Source organism: Streptomyces sp. NPDC058375 (assembly GCF_042723425.1).
GTDB classification, from domain to species: domain Bacteria; phylum Actinomycetota; class Actinomycetes; order Streptomycetales; family Streptomycetaceae; genus Streptomyces; species Streptomyces durocortorensis.
On the sequence record NZ_JBHXJG010000066.1, the window covers coordinates 13,440 to 30,560 of the forward strand.

The following is a 17,121-nucleotide window of genomic DNA, read 5'->3' on the forward strand; positions in this document are numbered from 1 at the left end:
GCTGGTGCAGTCCACGTCCGGCCAGCGTCAGGAACGCCTCGCCGACCGCCCTCTCCCACCAGATCAAGGCGCTGGAGCGGAACGTCGGCGGCGAGTTGCTGGAACGGCTGCCGCGCGGCGTCCTGCTCACCCCCATGGGCCGGGCCTTCCTCCCGCACGCCGAGCGCTCCGTCCGCAGCGCCGCCCAGGCCCGCCGGGCGGCCCGGGCCGCCGCCGGTGCGGAAGGGCGGCGGACTCCACATCGCCACCGTGCACTCGGTGGCCGTCGGCATCCTCCCCGACGTCTTCGCGCACTGGCGGCGCGCCCATCCTGGCGTCGGCCTCGTCCTCCACGAGTACGCCAGCACCGATGCCCTGGAGGACCAGGTGGAACGCGGCATCGCCGACCTGGCCGTGGGGCCGCTGCCGACGCGGTGGACCGGGCCCGTCGTTCCGGTGGGGGAGGAGGAGATCGTCCTCGTCGTCCCGTTCGACGACCCGCTCGCCGGGCGTTCCTCGGTCGCTCTCCACGAGCTGGCCGACCGGTCGTGGGTACGGTGCGCCATGGAGCCGGTCATCGAGGGCCGCCCCTTCCTGGAAGGGGTCTGCGAGGCGGCGGGCTTCGCGCCCCGTACGGCGGCGTGGACCGAGCACACCTCGACCGCCGTGCGGATGGCCGCGGCCGGCGTCGGCGTGTCCACGGCCCCGGCCCACCTCGTCGGGGGCGCGATCGGCGAGGACTGCGCGGTGCTCGGCGTCGACCCGCCCTGGCTCCGTCCGCTGGGCGTGTTCTCCCGGGTCGCGCTGACCGGGGCGGCGGCGGCCTTCACGGAGCTGCTCGGCGCCCTGCCCACCGCCGGGCTCCGCCCTCTGCGCCCCGGCGCACTCTCACCCGAACGGCCGTACGCCGACTGCGGGGCGGCCCCGTCGGTGGTCCGCTGAGAGGACGCGCGCCGACCGCCGGCGCACCGACTCCAGGGGGCGCGGGATGCCGGTCGACCGCCCCGACGCGCTGCCCGCCGCCCGTCGCCCGCACCGGCTCGCGGGCGGCCGGCCGGGACTCCTGGCCCCGGGGGCCACCACGGACCCGTACCGGCTGCGCCTCTACCGCCTGCTGCGCACTGACTACCCCCTCGGCTACGACCCGGACCTCGGCGCCTGGCTGCTGAGCCGGTATGTGGATGTGGCCCTGGCTCTCACGGACCCCCGGTTCACCGGCTACCCGCACGACGGGGCCCCGCGCGGCCGGGCCCCCGTCCCGCTCGGCCTCTGCCGGGGCAGCCTGGTCTGCGGCCCGCCCGCCGTGCCGTGGCGCACCGTGGAGCCCGCCGTCGAGCGGACCGCGTACGTCCTGGCCCGCCGGATCGCCGGGCGCGAGCGGGCGGACCTGGTCGCCGACTTCTGCCGCTGGCTGCCCGCCGGGGCCGCCGCCCCGGCGGCCGGGCTCTCCTACCCGGACCTGACCACCCCGCCCCGAGCCGCCCGCCGGCGGCTTACCGGCGGCGGAGCCGACGACTGCGCCGGGCCCACCGCGCTCCGCGAGCACGCCCTCGCCTCGTTCCTTGCGAACATGCTGGACGACCCCGACCTGCTGGCCGCCGCGAGGGCCGTCGCGGCGGCCGGAGAAGCGGCCGGGAAAACAGCGGGCGAAGGAACTGCCGGAGAGGCGGGCGGGGGATCGGCGGGCGAAGGAACCGCCGGAGAAACGGGCGGGGAGGGTTCCGGGACGACGCTGCTCGGGCGGGCCTGGGCCGAGACGCTGCGCCGCGACCCGCCCGTCCAGATCGTGCTGCGCCGCACCCGTACCGAGGTGACCGTCAGCGGCGGCACGCTCCCCGCCGACGCACCCGTCGCCTGCCTCATCGGCGCGGCGGGCCGCGACCCGGCCCGGTTCGCCGCACCCGACCGGTTCGACCCGCTGCGCGCCGACGCCGACCCGCTGCTCATCGGCCCGGCGGGCTGCCCCGCCGCCCTCCTCGGCAGGTTGGAGGCCGAATACGGCCTGCACGCCCTGCTGACGGCGATGCCCGGCATCCGCTGGGCCGAGGGCTTCCGCCCGGTGGCGGGCGGCCTGCTCACCCGCGGCCCGCGCGCCCTGCTCGTACGCCCGTCCTGACGACGGGAGCCGGGGCCGGACGCGCCCGCCGGGGAGACGCCCCCGGGCCCCCTCAGCCCCGCACCCGCCGCAGCAGCGCCACCGGCCGCTCGGCGAACAGTTCGCCCGCCGCCACCGCGCCGCCCGTGAACTCCCGTCCCGGCGAAGCCGACAGCAGGTCCCGCCAAGGGCCCCCGTCCGGCAGTTCCAGCGCCGTGTCCCGCCAGCCCCCGCCCTCGGCCAGCCGCAGCGAAAGGCGGGTCACCGCCGTGACCACCTCGCCCGACCGGCAGAACGCCAGCAGATGCGGGGCGGCCCCACCGGTCGCCGTCAGCGGCTGGTACGTCCCCGACTCCCCGAACACGTCCGGCAGGTCACGGCGCAGCCCCAGCGCGGTCGCCGTCAGCGCCTGCTTCTCGTCCGGGACCTCGGGCCGCCGGAACGGCCGCCGGTTGTCCGGGTCGACCAGGGCCAGGTACTCGCTCTCTGTGCCCTGATAGAGATCCGGCACCCCCGGCATCGTCAGCTGCACCAGCGCCGTACCCAGCACCTGGGCCCGTACGTGCGGGGCGAGCGCGTCCGCGAACTCGGCCACCAGCTGCCGGGTCACGCCCGCCCCGCTGCCCGGGCCGGCGGCGACGAACGCCGACACCGCCCGCTCGTACGCCGGGTCCGGCTCCGTCCAACTGGTGAACAGGCCCGCCTCGCGCACCGCTTTCAGCAGCGCCGGCTCCAGCCGCCCGCCCAGCTCGTCGGCCGGCAGCTCCGCGCAGCCGTACGCCGACTGCCAGGCCGCCCAAGCAAGTTGAGGATCCGGGGCGGCGACCGGCGTCGCCGCCGTCAGTTCCGTCATCAGCGCCGCCCACCGCTCCGGGCACTGCGACAGCACCGCGATTCGGGCCCGCACGTCCGCGCTGCGCTTGGTGTCGTGCGTGGTCAGGACCGTGCCCGTGGCGGGCCAGTCACGAGCGATCCGGGCGGCGAACGCGTGGAACTCCTCCGGCGACACGGTGGGCTGCCCCGGATCGCCGCCCACCTCGGTGGCCGAGAGCAGCGGGACGTACCGGTAGAACGCCGTGTCCTCCGCCGACTTGGCATGCAACGCGGACGCGGTCTGCGCGAACCGGGCGCAGAACGCGGCCTGTTCCTCCCCGCCACCGAGCCGCCCGAGCGCCAGATCCCGTACGACATCGACGGCCGCCGCCTCCTCCGGCACGGAGAACACCGCCTTCGCGTCCCGTACCGCCTCGTCGGTCAGCGTCTCCTCGGCGGTCCGGGTCGGCGGCTCACCCGCCGTGACGTACGGTCGGTAGACCGGGATACGGACCAGCAGCTCACGGAGCGCGGTCCGCAGCGCCCACGGGGCGTGGTCGCGCAGCGCCGGGTCGCGCTCGCAGATCCCGGCCGCGAGCCGGGTCAGCCAGGCCGTCTCGGCGGCCAGTTCGTGCGTCGCCACCCGGTACGCGGCTCGGCGCACCGTCGCACTCCAGTCGCCGCCCCGGTCGCCGGGCGGTGCCGCGAACTCCCGGTAGCGGTCCAGCAGTTCCGCCGTGCCGGACGGGTCGGTGAACAGCCCGTCGATCCGGTGCAGGGCGTCGTACCCGGTGGTGCCCGCGACCGCCCAGTCCGCCGGGAGGTGCTCGTCGCCGGTGAGGATCTTCTCCACCACCGTCCAGCGGCCGCCGGTGGCCTCGTTGAGCTGTTCCAGATAGGCGGCGGGGGCGGCGAGACCGTCCGGGTGGTCGATGCGGAGCCCGTCCAGGACGCCGTCGCGGAGCAGTTCGAGGACCTTGGCATGAGTGTCCTCGAAAACCTCCGGGTGCTCGACGCGGACCCCGATCAGCTCCGAAACGGTGAAGAACCGCCGGTAGTTCAGCTCGGTGCGGGCCAGCCGCCACCAGCCGAGCCGGTAGTGCTGGACCTCCAGCAGCTGAGGCAGCGGGAGGTCCGCCGTGCCGACCCGCAGCGGGAACTCCAGATCGTGGTAGCGCAGCACGTCCCCGTCCACGGCCAGGTGCTCCAGCTCCTGGCCGAGCGGCCCGGCGAGGACCGGCAGCAGCACCTTCTCGCCGCCCGCCGCCCAGTCGATGTCGAACCAGCGGGCGTACGGGGAGGCCGGGCCCTCGCGCAGGACCTCCCAGAGCCGGCGGTTGTGCCGGGGCGAGGCGGCCATGTGGTTGGGCACGATGTCCAGGACCAGCCCGAGCCCGTGCTCGCGGGCGGCCGAGGCGAGCGAGCGCAGCCCCTCCTCACCGCCCAGCTCCGCCCGGACCCGGCTGTGGTCGACCACGTCGTAACCGTGGGTGGAGCCGGGGACCGCCTCCAGGACGGGGGAGAGGTGCAGGTGCGAGACACCGAGCGCGGCGAGATAGGGCACGGCCTTCTCGGCGGCGGCGAACGGGAAGTCGGGCTGGAGCTGAAGCCGGTACGTGGCGGAGGGCGTCATGGACTCCTACGTACCCCGCCCGGGGCGAACCGTGTCACCCCGGGCGGAACCTCACCCCGGCCATTGCGTCCGCCGGGCCTCAGGCGGGCCGCTTCAGCACCGTCAGGCTGCGCCCGATCAGCGTGACGTGCTCGCCCTCGGCGACCTTCGGCCCGGTCCCCGGCGGAACCCCGTCCGGCCGCGCGGTGTCCACGACGACCTGCCACTGCTCGCCGTGGTCGACCGGGACGGCGAACTCCAGCGTCTCGGCGCTCGCGTTGAACATCAGCAGGAACGAGTCGTCGGAGATCCGCTCGCCGCGCGGCCCCGGCTCCGAGATCGCGTGCCCGTTCAGGAACACGGTCATCGCCTTCGCGTGCGCCGCCTGCCAGTCCTGCTGGGTCATCTCCTCGCCCTCGGGGGTGAACCAGGCGATGTCGGAGAGCTCGTCGTGCGTGCCCTCCATCGGCCGCCCGTGGAAGAAGCGGCGGCGCCGGAAGACCGGGTGGTCGCGGCGCAGCCACACCATCGCCCGGGTGAACTCCAGCAGGGTGGAGGCGGGGGCGTCCGCCGGGTCGTCCGGGTCGGGCCAGTGCACCCAGGCCAGCTCGTTGTCCTGGCAGTAGGCGTTGTTGTTGCCCTTCTGCGTACGGGCGAACTCGTCGCCGTGGCTCAGCATCGGCACGCCCTGCGACAGCATCAGTGTGGCGATGAAGTTCCGCATCTGGCGGGCCCGCAGCTCCAGGACCTCCGGATCGTCCGTCTCGCCCTCGGCGCCGCAGTTCCAGGAGCGGTTGTGGCTCTCGCCGTCCCGGTTGTCCTCCCCGTTGGCGTCGTTGCGCTTCTCGTTGTACGAGACCATGTCGTGCAGCGTGAAGCCGTCGTGGCAGGTGGTGAAGTTGATCGAGGCGAGCGGCCGGCGGCCGTCGTCCTGGTAGAGGTCGGAGGAGCCGGTGAGGCGCCCGGCGAACTCCGCCAGCGTGCGCGGCTCGCCCCGCCACAGGTCGCGGACCGTGTCGCGGTACTTGCCGTTCCACTCGGTCCACAGCGGCGGGAAGTTGCCCACCTGATAGCCGCCCTCGCCGACGTCCCACGGCTCCGCGATCAGCTTCACCTGGCTGACCACCGGGTCCTGCTGCACCAGGTCGAAGAACGAGGACAGCCGGTCCACCTCGTGGAACTGGCGGGCCAGCGTCGCCGCCAGATCGAAGCGGAAGCCGTCCACATGCATCTCGGTCACCCAGTACCGCAGCGAGTCCATGATCATCTGGAGGACGTGCGGGGACCGCATGAGCAGGGAGTTCCCGGTGCCCGTGGTGTCCATGTAGTAGCGCTGATCGTCGGTCAGCCGGTAGTAGGAGGCGTTGTCGAGGCCGCGGAAGGAGAGCGTGGGTCCGAGGTGGTTGCCCTCGGCGGTGTGGTTGTAGACCACGTCGAGGATGACCTCGATGCCCGCCTGGTGCAGCGCCTTCACCGCCTGCTTGAACTCCAGCACCTGTTCGCCGCGGTCGCCCCAGGAGGCGTACGTGTTGTGCGGGGCGAAGAAGCCGATGGTGTTGTAGCCCCAGTAGTTGGCGAGCCCCATGTCCGCGAGGCGGTGGTCCTGCACGAACTGGTGAACGGGCATCAGCTCGATCGCGGTGACGCCCAGTTCGGTGAGGTGGGCGATGACCTCCGGATGCGCGAGCCCCGCGTACGTACCGCGCAGCTCGGGCGGCAGCCCCGGGTGCAGCATGGTGAGGCCCTTCACATGGGCCTCGTAGATGACGGTCCGGTGGTAGTCCGTACGGGGGCGGCGGTCGTCGCCCCAGTCGAAGTACGGGTTGACCACCACCGAGCTCATGGTGTGCGGGGCGGAGTCGAGGTCGTTGCGGGCGTCCGGCTTCCCGAAGGGGTAGCCGTACACCGCCTCGCCCCAGTCGATCTTCCCGGCGACCGCACGGGCGTACGGGTCCAGCAGCAGCTTCGCGGAGTTGCACCGCGACCCGTGCTGGGGCTCGTAGGGTCCGTGCACCCGGAAGCCGTACCGCTGACCCGGCATCACCCCGGGCAGATAGGCGTGGCGCACGAAGGCGTCGGTCTCCCGGAGCTCCACCGCCGTCTCCGAACCGTCGTCGTGCAACAGGCACAACTCGATGCGGTCGGCGGCCTCCGAGAAGACCGCGAAGTTGGTCCCGGCGCCGTCGTACGTGGCGCCGAGCGGATAAGCGTGTCCCGGCCAGACCTGCATGATGAAGACTCTTCCACTTCTGATCCGGGTGCGGTGGCTTTCCTCGGCCCGATACTCCTCGAATACTTCCCGAATCTTCCCCGAAAACCGGGTTCTCACCTAGGACGTCGCGCGGTGCGGCCGCATCCGGTCGCCCGGTCCCGGCCACAGCGGTCAACTTCGGACACTCCCGTGCCGCCCCGGACGTGCTTCCGGGCCCCGTCACCCGGCGGGCGTCCGGTTCCCGCTCCGGAGCAGGGGCCCAATCACTATGAATCCGCTCACTCCACCCGATCTCGCCGCAAGGAACAAGCCGTACCTTCACAGGAGTTGAGAAAGTCGCGTGCGCATCGGGCTGCGTCGGATCACGCTCCCGGAGTACCCTTCCTTGATCGTTGGGTGGGGGAGTGGAAGGCGGTACGCGGGTGAGCTCGGGAGGGTTCGAGCTACCCCCAGGTGACGCAGGTCACGAGGGGGAATCGACCGATGCCCCGCCCGGGGCGGTGTCCCTCGCGCAGCCCATGGAGATAGGCGCCGAACTGGACTGGGGCTCGGAGGCCTGGGGCGAGGTACGCACCCGCGCCCAGCGGGCCGGGCGGGCCTATATCTGGCTGAATCTGGTCGAACAACGCCTACGGGCCGTCGTCGCCGCCGTGCTCCGGCCGATCTACGAGCCGGTGCACGGCGAGGAGTGGGTGGTGGCCGCGGCCGGGCCGGCCGGGCAGGAGTGGGTGCAGCGTGCCGTCGCCGTACGCGAGGTCTCGCGCCGCAAGGGCTATCTGCTCGACCCGGCCGACGACAACGTCCTCAGCTTCCTCACGCTCCCGCAGCTGCGGGAGCTGATGGTCCAGCACTGGCCGTGCTTCGAGCCGTACTTCGACGACCGGCGCGATGTCGAGCTGGCCCTCGACGAGCTGGAGGTCGCGCGGAACGTCGTCTCCCGCAACCGCGCCCTGAACGAGGCGGTCCTCGCCCAGGCGGAGCGCGCCTCCGCCCGGCTCCTGGACATCCTCGGCGGCGGGGCGGGGGCGCCGTCCGCCGACCGGTTGCCGGTGGACGCGGTGGAGGAGCTGGTCGGCGACCGGTACGCGGACGTGGTCTCCGTCCACCCCGACCGGGTCCGGCTCCAGCGCCAGCTGCCCGCCGAGGACCTGTTCGGCGGGGCGCGGCGGCTCGACGCCATCGGCATAGGCCTCAACCTGCTCGTCCAGAACTTCTCCGGCCGCCGGCTCGTGCGGCTCGCCGAGTCTGGCTGCCGGGTCCGGCTGCTGTTCATCAACCCGGCCAGCAGCGCGGTGCGGCGCAGGGAGCGGGAACTCGGCCTCAAGAAGGGCGAGCTGAGCCGCTCGGTGGAGATGAACATCCTCCACATGCGCCGCGTCCGCTCCAGGCTCCGCGACCCGGGGGCGTTCGAGATCCAGGTCTTCGACGAGACCCCGCGCTTCACCGCCTACCTGGTGGACGGCGACGGCACGGACGCGGTGGGCGTCGTCCAGCCCTATCTGCGGCGGGCCCGCGGCATGGAGGCGCCGGTGCTGGTGCTGCGCGGCGGGGGCAGACGCACGGTGGTGCGGGCGGGCCAGGACAACGAGCACGGTCTCTTCGAGACGTACCGCGAGGAGTTCGAGTCGGTCTGGACGGACTCCCGGCCGGTCTCCTGACCCTCCTGACCCTTCACCGGCGTTGTCAGTGGCCCGTGCGAGGGTGGTCATCACTCGGGGGGAGCACCACGGGGGAGCACCATGAAGGAGGTATCGGGATGAGCTGGCACCAGGGCACACTGGTCGGCTTCGACCTGGAGACGACGGGGACCGACGTCGAGAACGACCGGATCGTCACCGCCGCACTCGTCCGGCTGGACCCGGACGGCACGGTCGCCGAGCAGCGGACCTGGCTACTCGACCCGGGGGTGGTGATACCGGAGCAGGCCTCCGCGATCCACGGCATCGGCACCGACCACGCCCGCAGGCACGGGGCACGGGCCGTCTCCGCGGTCGAGGAGATCGCCCACGCGGTCGGCGAAGTGCTGCGCTCGGGCGTCCCGCTGGTGGTGATGAACGCGCGCTACGACCTCTCGCTGCTGGACCGCGAATGCCGCAGGTACGGGCTGCAGTCGGTCGAGGAGCGGGTCGGCGGAGCACCCTCGCCCGTCATCGACCCGCTGGTGATCGACAAGCACGTCGACAAGTACCGCAAGGGCAAGCGGGCCCTCCAGGCGCTGTGCGACCACTACGGGGTCACGCTCGACGGAGCCCACGACGCGAGCGCCGACGCGGTGGCCGCGGTCCGCGTGGTGCGCCGGATGGGGGAGCGGCACCGGCCCGTCGCCACCCTGCCGCCCCACGAGCTGCACATCCTTCAGGTGCGGGCGGCCGCCGAGCAGTCGGCCTCGCTCCAGGCCTATCTGCGGCGCACCACCGACCCGGCGGCCGTGGTCGAGGCGTCCTGGCCGGTGATCCCGCGCAGCCGCTGAGCCGGTGATCCCGCGCAGCCGCTGAGCCGGTGATCCCGCGTGGCCGGTGAGCCGCACTGCCGCTGAGCTGCGCGGGCGTCGGTCAGTCGGCTTCCGTGGCGGGCCGTCGGGCCGCTCAGAGCTTGCCGAAGATCACTGCACGCCAGGTCCAGGCCGACCGGAGGGCGGTGTTCCGTAGAGGGTCCGTCAGTTGCGCGCTGTCGAGGCTGAAGTCCTCGGTCGCCTCCAGGCGGCCGCTCTCGCCCCGTTGGAGCGTGTACCGGCGCGAGATCGTCCTGCCCCCGCCGCGCCGGTACGTCGCCGACGTCTTCAGCCGCGGAGGATTCCCGACCCGGGTGACCTCCCACTGCTCCTGGACGGCACGCACCTCGGGGACGTCCTCGGCCAGACGCATCCGGATCCGGAGGGCGTGCGTCAGCTGGGACTGGACGAAGACGTGCTGCCAGGCGGGCTCGGCGAACCGCCACTCGGCCACCAGATCGGCGCCGTGCGCCGAGCCGTCGCCGATGACGTAGGGGACATCCGGCCCGTTCAGGGCGAGCAGGGCCTTCCGCAGCTCCTCGGCCGGGCGTCGCGCGACCCCGGCCTCGGGGTGCTTGGTCCCGGTCAGCTTGTCGAAGAATCCCATGGGGGCCACCTATGCGACCGGTCGTTCAGAACGGGTACCAGCGGACCTCGGGATCGTCCTCGCGCAGCGAGGCCACCCGGCGGCGGAATTCGGCGAGCGCCTTCGGGTTGGCCGGGGCGTGCTGGGAGACCCAGGCGCAGCTGGCGGTCTCGCGGGCGCCGCGCAGGACCGCGCATCCCTCCCACTCCCGGACGTCCCAGCCGTACGCGGCGGTGAAGGCGTCGTAGGCCGCCGGGTCGAGGCCGTAGCGGTCGCGGGAGAGGGCGAGGACGACCAGGTCGTGTTCCCGCAGATCGGCGGAGAACGTCTCCAGGTCGACCAGGACCGGCCCGTCCGGCCCGACATGGACGTTGCGCGGGAGGGCGTCGCCGTGGATCGGGCCCCGGGGGAGGTGGGGGACCAGCGCGTCGGCCGCGGCCGCGAAGCCGTCGCGGCGCTCGCGGAGGTAGTCGGCGTCCGCCGGGTCGATCGCGTCCCCCGCCAGGGTCAGCCACCGCTCCACGCCGCCCAGCAGTTCGCGGGGCGGCAGGGCGAAGTCCGCCGGGGCGGGCAGCGCGTGCACCAGGGAGAGCAGCGGTGCGAGGTCGCGCGGCTCGGCGGGCCGTACGGGGTCGGGGAGCCGGCGCCACAACGTCACCGGGTGGCCCTCGACCAGGCGGGCCCCGCCTTCGGCGGCCCGGACGGCCGGGACGCCCGACGCGGCGAGCCAGTCGGCGAGCGCCACCTCCCGCTCGGCCCGCTCCCGCAGCTCGGGGTGGCCGGTGGCGTCCCGCCCGATCTTGACGACCAGGTCGCCGGCCGCGAACACCGCGTTCTCGCCCAGCGCGAGCAGCTCCGCCGCGCCGGGGAACCCGGCGGCCGTCAGCACCTCGCGCGCACGCATCTCGTCCATGGGTGCGATTTTCGCATCCGCGCAGGCCACCTTGACGAACCCACGGCCCGTCAGCACGATGACGGAGGCCTCCCCGGCAGCCAGAACGGGATGAAGTCCACCTCAGGCACATCAGCGAGATACAGGACAGAGGGGTCTTCTTCGTGACATCGGTGACCGCGGCGAAGCGGCCCGGACCGGACGGCCCGCACGGCGGGCGCAGCGGACGGGACGGGCACGGCGGACAGGGAGGGCGGCCGCGAAGGTCCTGGCGGCCCGGGTCCTCGGGGCCGCCGCAGGGCAAGGCGTTCGGGGACGGGGCCGCGTGGTTCCTGGTGCTGCCCGCGCTCATCCCGATCCTGATCCTCAGCGTCGGACCGCTCCTCTACGGCATCGCGCTCGCCTTCACCGACGCCCAGTCAGGCCGGACCCGCTCCACCCAGTGGATCGGCACCCTCAATTTTCAGGACCTGCTGCACGACACCCTGTTCTGGGACTCGTTCCGGATCGGCCTGGTCTGGGCCGTCGGCGTCACCGTCCCGCAGTTCCTCCTGGCACTCGGCCTCGCCCTGCTGCTCAATCAGAACCTGCGGCTGCGCTGGCTGGCCAGGGCGCTGGCGATCGTCCCCTGGGCGATGCCCGAGGTCGTCGTCGGCATCATGTGGCGGCTCGTCTACAACCCGGACGCGGGCATCCTCAACGAGACCATCCGCGACCTCGGACTCGGCGATGGCCGGGACTGGCTGACCGGCCTCGCCACCGCGCTGCCCGCCGTCATCCTCGTCGGCATCTGGGCGGGCATGCCGCAGACCACCGTGGCCCTGCTCGCCGGGCTCCAGAACACCCCGCGCGAACTCCACGAGGCGGCAGCCCTGGACGGCGCGGGCGCCTGGCGCCGGTTCCGTACGGTCACCTGGCCCGCGATCAAGCCCATCGCCCTCGCCATCAGCGCCCTCAACCTGATCTGGAACTTCAATTCCTTCGCTCTCGTCTACGTCCTGACCAGCGGCGGACCCGGCGGCCGGACCCGGCTGCCGATGCTCTTCGCCTACGAGGAGGCCTTCCGCTACGGGCAGTTCGGCTACGCCGCGGCGATGGGCTGTGTGATGGTCGCGGTGATCTCCGTGCTCCTCGCCGTCTACCTCGTCGGCCGGCTCAGGGGAGGCGAGGGCCGATGAGACGAGGACCGATGACACGCGGAGCAGCCAGGCGGGAATCCACCGGGCTGCGCACCGGCCGGGCCGCCCGCACCGGGCAGTACCTGGCCCTCCTTGCGTACCTGGTCTTCCTCGCGTTCCCGTTCGTGTGGCTGATCTCGACCGCCTTCAAACCCGCCCGCGAACTGGGCTCCCTGCACCCCACCTGGATCCCCGAGCACCCCACGCTGGACAACTTCCGCCAGGCCTTCGACGAGCAGCCGCTGCTCCAGGCCGCGGGCAACTCGCTGGTCGCCGCCGTCTCCGCCGCGCTGATCGCCGTCGTCATCGCCACCCCGATGGCCTATGTGATGGCCCGCCACCGGGGCCGCCTCGCCACCGCCGCGACCGGCTGGGTCGTGGTCAGCCAGGCGTTTCCCTTCGTCCTGGTGATCATCCCGCTCTTCCTGATCCTGAAGAACCTCCACCTGATCAACACCCTGTGGGGGCTGATCCTGGTCTACGTCGTCTGGTCGCTGCCCTTCGCGCTGTGGATGCTCGCCGGGTACGTACGTGCCGTGCCCACCGAGCTGGAGGAGGCCGCCGCCGTGGACGGCGCGGGCCGCGTCCGTACCCTCGTCTCGGTCGTCGCCCCGCTGCTCGCCCCCGGCATCGTCGCCACCGCGTTGTTCGCGTTCATCACCGCATGGAACGAGTTCTTCTTCGCGCTCGTCCTGCTCAAGACCCCGGAGAAGCAGACCTTGCCGGTCGTCCTCACCCACTTCCTCGGCGCGGAGGGCGTGGCCGACCTCGGGCCGCTCGCCGCCGCCGCGTTCCTCGCCACGCTCCCCTCCCTCGTCCTGTTCGCCTTCATCCAGCGGCGGATCACCGGCGGGATGACGGCCGGGGCGGTGAAGCACTGATGCGCGCCACTCTCCGGCGGGCGGCCACCGCCGTCGCCGTCCTGGCCCTGCTGCTCACCGGCTGCTCCGGCGGCGGCGGCGACGGGCGGGACGCGGACGGCACGATCCGGCTCCGGTTCCAGTCGCTGGCCTGGCAGAAGGAGTCCGTCGACGCCAACAAGCAGCTGGTGAAGGAGTGGAACGCCGCCCACCCCGACGTCCAGGTGGAGTACGTCCAGGGCAGCTGGGACAGCGTCCACGACCAGCTCCTCACCTCCTTCGAGGGCGGCGAGGCCCCCGACATCATCCACGACGCCTCCGACGACCTGGCCGACTTCGCGTACGGGGGCTACCTCGCCGACCTGCGCCCCCTCCTGCCCACCCGGCTCAAGGCCGACATCCCCGAACGGTCCTGGCGCACCACCACGTTCGGCGAGGGCGTCCACGGGGTGCCCTTCCTCCAGGAGCCCCGCGTCCTGATCGCCAACACGAAACTGCTGAAGGCGTCAGGGGCGCGCATCCCGACCCCGGAGCGCCCCTGGAGCTGGGAGGAGTTCCGCCAGGTGACGAAGGAGCTGTCGGGCAAGGGGCGGTACGGCATCGCCTGGCCGCTCAAGGAGCCGGTCTCCGTCACCCTCAATCTGGGCCTGTCCGGCGGCGGGCAGCTCTTCCACCGCGACGGTGAGGGCAAGGCGGTCCTGCGCTTCGAACCCGGCGACGGCGTGGTCACCGGCACCATCCGCGACCAGGTCAACACCGACGGCAGCGCGGCCCGCAGCGCCCTGGGCATGGGCGGGTCGGACGCGCTGCCCGGGTTCTTCGGCGGCAAGTACGCGATGCTGCCGCTCGGGTTCTCGTACCGCCAGCAGATCATCCAGCAGGCCCCCGAGGGGTTCGACTGGACGGTCCTGCCGATGCCCGCGGGCGCGGGCGGCGCGGTCCAGGGCGTCAGCCCGCAGACGCTGTCGGTCGCGGAGGAGAGCCCGCACAAGGAGGAGGCCGTCGCGTTCATCGACTTCCTGCTGCGCCCGCCGAACATGGTCCGCCTCGCCCGGGGTGACTGGATGCTGCCCACCGGAACGGAGGCGCTGGCCGACCCGTCGCTGCGCTCCGCCGAGCACGGCTGGGCCGTCGGCACCGCGCTCGCCGACGGGCTGCGGCCGGCGCCCGCCCAGACCGTGCGGGGCTACCCCGAGTGGAAGGACAAGGTGGCGACCCCGGCGTACCAGGAGTTCTACAGCGGCGCGATCGACACCGACGAGCTGAGCAAACGGCTGGTGGAGGACGGGAATCGGGTGCTGGCCCGCTACCAACGCTGATCCCGAGCTGATCCTGACACGAAAGAGGTTGCACGAGACGTATCGTCTCGTTTAGAGTCACCGGCATGACGGAATCCCCGCGTGCCCACATCGCCATGTTCTCCATCGCCGCCCACGGACATGTGAACCCGAGCCTCGACGTGATTCGTGAGCTCGTCGACCGTGGACACCGTGTCAGCTATGCCATCCCGGCCTCCTTCGCCGAGAAGGTCGCCGCCACCGGCGCCGAGCCGGTGATCTGGACCTCGACCCTGCCGACCGACGAGGACCCCGACGCCTGGGGCACCGAGCTGATCGACAACATCGAACCCTTCCTCGCCGACGCCGTCCAGGCCCTCCCGCAACTCGTGGAGGCCTTCGCGGGCGACGAGCCCGACCTCGTCCTGCACGACATCACCTCCTATCCCGCCCGCGTCCTCGCCCACCGCTGGGGCGTCCCCGCCGTCTCCCTCTGGCCCAACCTGGTCCCCTGGGAGGGGTACGAGAAGGAGGTCGGCGAGCCGATGACCGCCGAGCTGAAGCAGACCGAGCGCGGCAAGGCGTACTACGCCCGCTTCGACGACTGGCTCGCCGAGAACGGCCTCGGCCACGTCTCCAGCGACGACTTCGTCGCCCGCCCGCGCCGCGGCCTCGTCCTGATCCCCGAGGCGCTCCAGCCCAACGCGGACCGGGTGAACCGCGAGATGTACACCTTCGTCGGGGCCTGCCAGGGCGACCGCTCGGACCAGGGGGAGTGGCAGCGGCCCGCCGACGCCGAGAAGGTGCTGCTGGTCTCGCTGGGCTCTTCGTTCACCAAGCAGCCTGCCTTCTACCGGGAGTGCGTCGCGGCCTTCGGCGACCTGCCCGGCTGGCACGTGGTGCTCCAGATCGGCGCGCACGTCGACCCCGCCGAACTCGGCGACGTACCGGGCCAGGTGGAGGTGCGTGACTGGGTGCCGCAGCTGTCCGTCCTCAAGCAGGCCGACGCCTTCATCACCCACGCCGGCGCGGGCGGCAGCCAGGAAGGGCTCGCCACCGGCACCCCGATGGTCGCCGTACCGCAGGCAGTCGACCAGTTCGGCAACGCGGACATGCTCCAGTCGCTGGGCGTGGCCCGGCACCTCCCGATGGAGGAGGCCGACGCCGCGAGCCTGCGCGAGGCCGTGCTCGCTCTCGTGGGCGATCCCGAAGTTGCCGCCCGGTGCGCGCGGTTGAGCGAGCAGATGGCGCGGGAGGGCGGCACACCGAGGGCCGCCGACCTCATCGAGGCGGAGCTGTCGCGCTGAGCGGAGTCGCCTGACTGATATCCGGACGTTCTTCGTCCTGCCCCAGCCGCTGTGGCCAGCGGTTTCGTGGGGCGGGACGTCGTTGTTCCGGCTCCGTGAAGCCGAGGTGGCGCCGGGCTCGGTCGGCGCATCTGCACGCACGCCCTCGCGATTTCACACCCGGGGCCGGGTGTTCACCGCTCGTGCGCACACCTTCACGGCTCTTCACGTGTCTTCACGCATGGTCACTCCTGCCCCAGGGGGCCCGGGCGGGGTGCGGACGCCACCCGGGCGAGCGGTGCCCGGCCCTTCAAGTGCGGCTCTGAACAGGCGGAATGCAGGGCGGCGAGGTCCTGGCGGGAGGGCTCGTCACCGGCCGATCCGGGCGAGGCGGCAGCTCGCCCGCCCTCCGCGGGGGTTGTGACCAGCCATGGCCGATTTCTTATTACGAAACCTTGTTGAGCAAGTCACACCTCCATGAAGGTCTTGATCTGTGCTCGTCAATCGGTCAGGGTTTCGAGCCAGCCCCCGGAGATCTTCCGGCCGAGGGCCAATCCCCCCACAAAGACTGACGAGGAGACCCCTCTTCATGGCCAAGCACCAGCGCACCCGTCGCATCAAGCTCACCGCCGCGATCACCGCCGTGGCGGCCGCCGCCGGAGTCACCCTGCTCGGCACCTCGTTCGCGGGAGCCGCACCGGCTCCCATGGGCACGGTCTACGGCGCCGACGCCGCGACCGCGGTCTCCGGCAGCTACATCGTGATGCTGGACGAGAAGAAGGCCGACAAGTCCGAGCTCGCCAAGGAGTACGGCGGCAAGCTCAAGCGCGACTACAACTCCAGCATCAACGGCTTCTCCGCCAGCGGCCTTTCGGAGACCGAGGCCAAGCGCCTCGCCGCCGACCCGGCCGTCGCCAAGGTGGTGCAGAACAAGAAGTTCAGCATCAACGCGACCCAGGAGAACCCGCCGTCGTGGGGTCTGGACCGGATCGACCAGGCCGAGACCGCCGGCGACAAGGCGTACAACTACCCCGACGCCGCGGGCGAGGGCGTCACCGCGTACGTCATCGACACCGGTGTCCGCGTCACCCACGAGGACTTCGAGGGCCGCGCCACCTCCGGCTTCGACGCCGTCGACAACGACGACGACGCCGACGACGGCAACGGGCACGGCACCCACGTGGCGGGCACCATAGCCGGGGCCGCGCACGGCGTCGCCAAGAAGGCGAACATCGTGGGCGTCCGCGTCCTGGACGACAACGGCTCGGGCACCACCGAGCAGGTCATCGCCGGGATCGACTGGGTCGCCGCCAACGCCAAGGGCCCGTCCGTCGCCAACATGAGCCTCGGCGGCGGGGCCGACCCGGCGCTCGACGAGGCGGTCCAGAAGGCCATCGCCGCGGGCATCACCTTCGGCGTGGCCGCCGGCAACGAGTCCAGCGACGCCGGCCAGGGCTCGCCCGCCCGCGTCCCGGAGGCGATCACCGTCGCCTCGTCCACGGAGGCCGACGAGCAGTCGGACTTCTCCAACTTCGGCTCGGTCGTGGACATCTACGCCCCGGGCTCGGACATCACGTCCACCTGGAACGACAGCGACAGCGGCACCAACACCATCTCCGGTACGTCCATGGCCACCCCGCACGTCGTCGGTGCGGCCGCCGTCTACCTGGCGGGCCACCAGGACGCCACCCCGGAGGCCGTCGCCACGGCGCTCACCGAGGGAGCCACCCCGGACGCCATCAGCAACGCCACCGAGGGCACGGCGAACAAGCTCCTGAAGGTCGTCGAGTAGTACCCCGGTTGTGATCGGACGCCGGGCGGCGGGGGCACATGCCCACGC

11 protein-coding genes and 2 pseudogenes are annotated in these 17,121 nt (G+C 72.5%); 9 read left to right on the forward strand and 4 right to left on the reverse strand.

What is annotated here, in order from left to right:
* Positions 1-44: 44 nt before the first annotated feature.
* Together ACFWM7_RS13920 and ACFWM7_RS13925 are read left to right on the forward strand one after the other, a co-directional pair.
* A pseudogene (locus tag ACFWM7_RS13920) lies at positions 45-921 on the forward strand (LysR substrate-binding domain-containing protein); the annotation flags it as partial.
* Between the two features lie 46 nt (positions 922-967).
* Entirely contained in the window at positions 968-2,095 is a 1,128-nt protein-coding gene (locus tag ACFWM7_RS13925) for a cytochrome P450 (protein ID WP_383259824.1), read from the forward strand.
* 52 nt (positions 2,096-2,147) lie between these two features.
* Here the strand turns inward: ACFWM7_RS13925 and treY are convergent, their stop codons facing one another.
* Both treY and glgX read right to left on the reverse strand, forming a co-directional pair.
* A complete protein-coding gene (gene treY, locus ACFWM7_RS13930) occupies positions 2,148-4,520 on the reverse strand; it encodes a malto-oligosyltrehalose synthase (protein WP_383259831.1) in 2,373 nt (790 codons plus the stop codon).
* Between the two features lie 79 nt (positions 4,521-4,599).
* Entirely contained in the window at positions 4,600-6,729 is a 2,130-nt protein-coding gene (gene glgX, locus ACFWM7_RS13935; RefSeq protein WP_383259836.1) for a glycogen debranching protein GlgX, read from the reverse strand.
* A gap of 404 nt (positions 6,730-7,133) precedes the next feature.
* On the opposite strand from glgX, the gene ACFWM7_RS13940 reads away from it, so the two are divergent.
* Positions 7,134-8,369, forward strand: a complete 1,236-nt coding sequence (locus ACFWM7_RS13940) for an SAV2148 family HEPN domain-containing protein (protein WP_383259839.1) — start codon at positions 7,134-7,136, stop codon at positions 8,367-8,369.
* Positions 8,370-8,467: 98 nt separating this feature from the next.
* A complete protein-coding gene (locus tag ACFWM7_RS13945) occupies positions 8,468-9,181 on the forward strand; it encodes a 3'-5' exonuclease (RefSeq protein WP_383259843.1) in 714 nt (237 codons plus the stop codon).
* Positions 9,182-9,296: 115 nt separating this feature from the next.
* On the opposite strand, the gene ACFWM7_RS13950 is transcribed toward ACFWM7_RS13945, so the two are convergent.
* Entirely contained in the window at positions 9,297-9,809 is a 513-nt protein-coding gene (locus ACFWM7_RS13950) for a hypothetical protein (protein WP_383259848.1), read from the reverse strand.
* 25 nt (positions 9,810-9,834) lie between these two features.
* Entirely contained in the window at positions 9,835-10,701 is an 867-nt protein-coding gene (locus ACFWM7_RS13955) for a phosphotransferase enzyme family protein (RefSeq protein ID WP_383259854.1), read from the reverse strand.
* A 143-nt stretch (positions 10,702-10,844) separates the two neighbouring features.
* Between ACFWM7_RS13955 and ACFWM7_RS13960 the strand changes: the two genes are divergently transcribed.
* The 5 genes and pseudogenes from ACFWM7_RS13960 (at position 10,845) to ACFWM7_RS13980 (ending at position 17,073) form a co-directional block, all read left to right on the forward strand.
* On the forward strand, positions 10,845-11,858 hold the full coding sequence (locus ACFWM7_RS13960; protein ID WP_383259858.1) for a carbohydrate ABC transporter permease: 1,014 nt from the start codon (positions 10,845-10,847) through the stop codon (positions 11,856-11,858).
* A gap of 11 nt (positions 11,859-11,869) precedes the next feature.
* Positions 11,870-12,739: a carbohydrate ABC transporter permease gene (locus tag ACFWM7_RS13965; protein ID WP_383259861.1), complete on the forward strand. Its 870-nt coding sequence runs from the start codon at positions 11,870-11,872 to the stop codon at positions 12,737-12,739.
* Positions 12,739-14,037: an ABC transporter substrate-binding protein gene (locus ACFWM7_RS13970; RefSeq protein ID WP_383259868.1), complete on the forward strand. Its 1,299-nt coding sequence runs from the start codon at positions 12,739-12,741 to the stop codon at positions 14,035-14,037. The genes ACFWM7_RS13965 and ACFWM7_RS13970 overlap by 1 nt, the downstream gene beginning before the upstream one ends.
* A 13-nt stretch (positions 14,038-14,050) precedes the next feature.
* Positions 14,051-15,302, forward strand: a pseudogene (gene mgt / locus ACFWM7_RS13975) (macrolide-inactivating glycosyltransferase).
* Positions 15,303-15,870: 568 nt separating this feature from the next.
* Positions 15,871-17,073 carry a S8 family serine peptidase gene (locus tag ACFWM7_RS13980; protein ID WP_383259875.1) on the forward strand — a complete coding sequence of 401 codons (1,203 nt, stop codon included), beginning with the start codon at positions 15,871-15,873 and terminating at the stop codon, positions 17,071-17,073.
* The last annotated feature ends 48 nt before the right edge of the window (positions 17,074-17,121 follow it).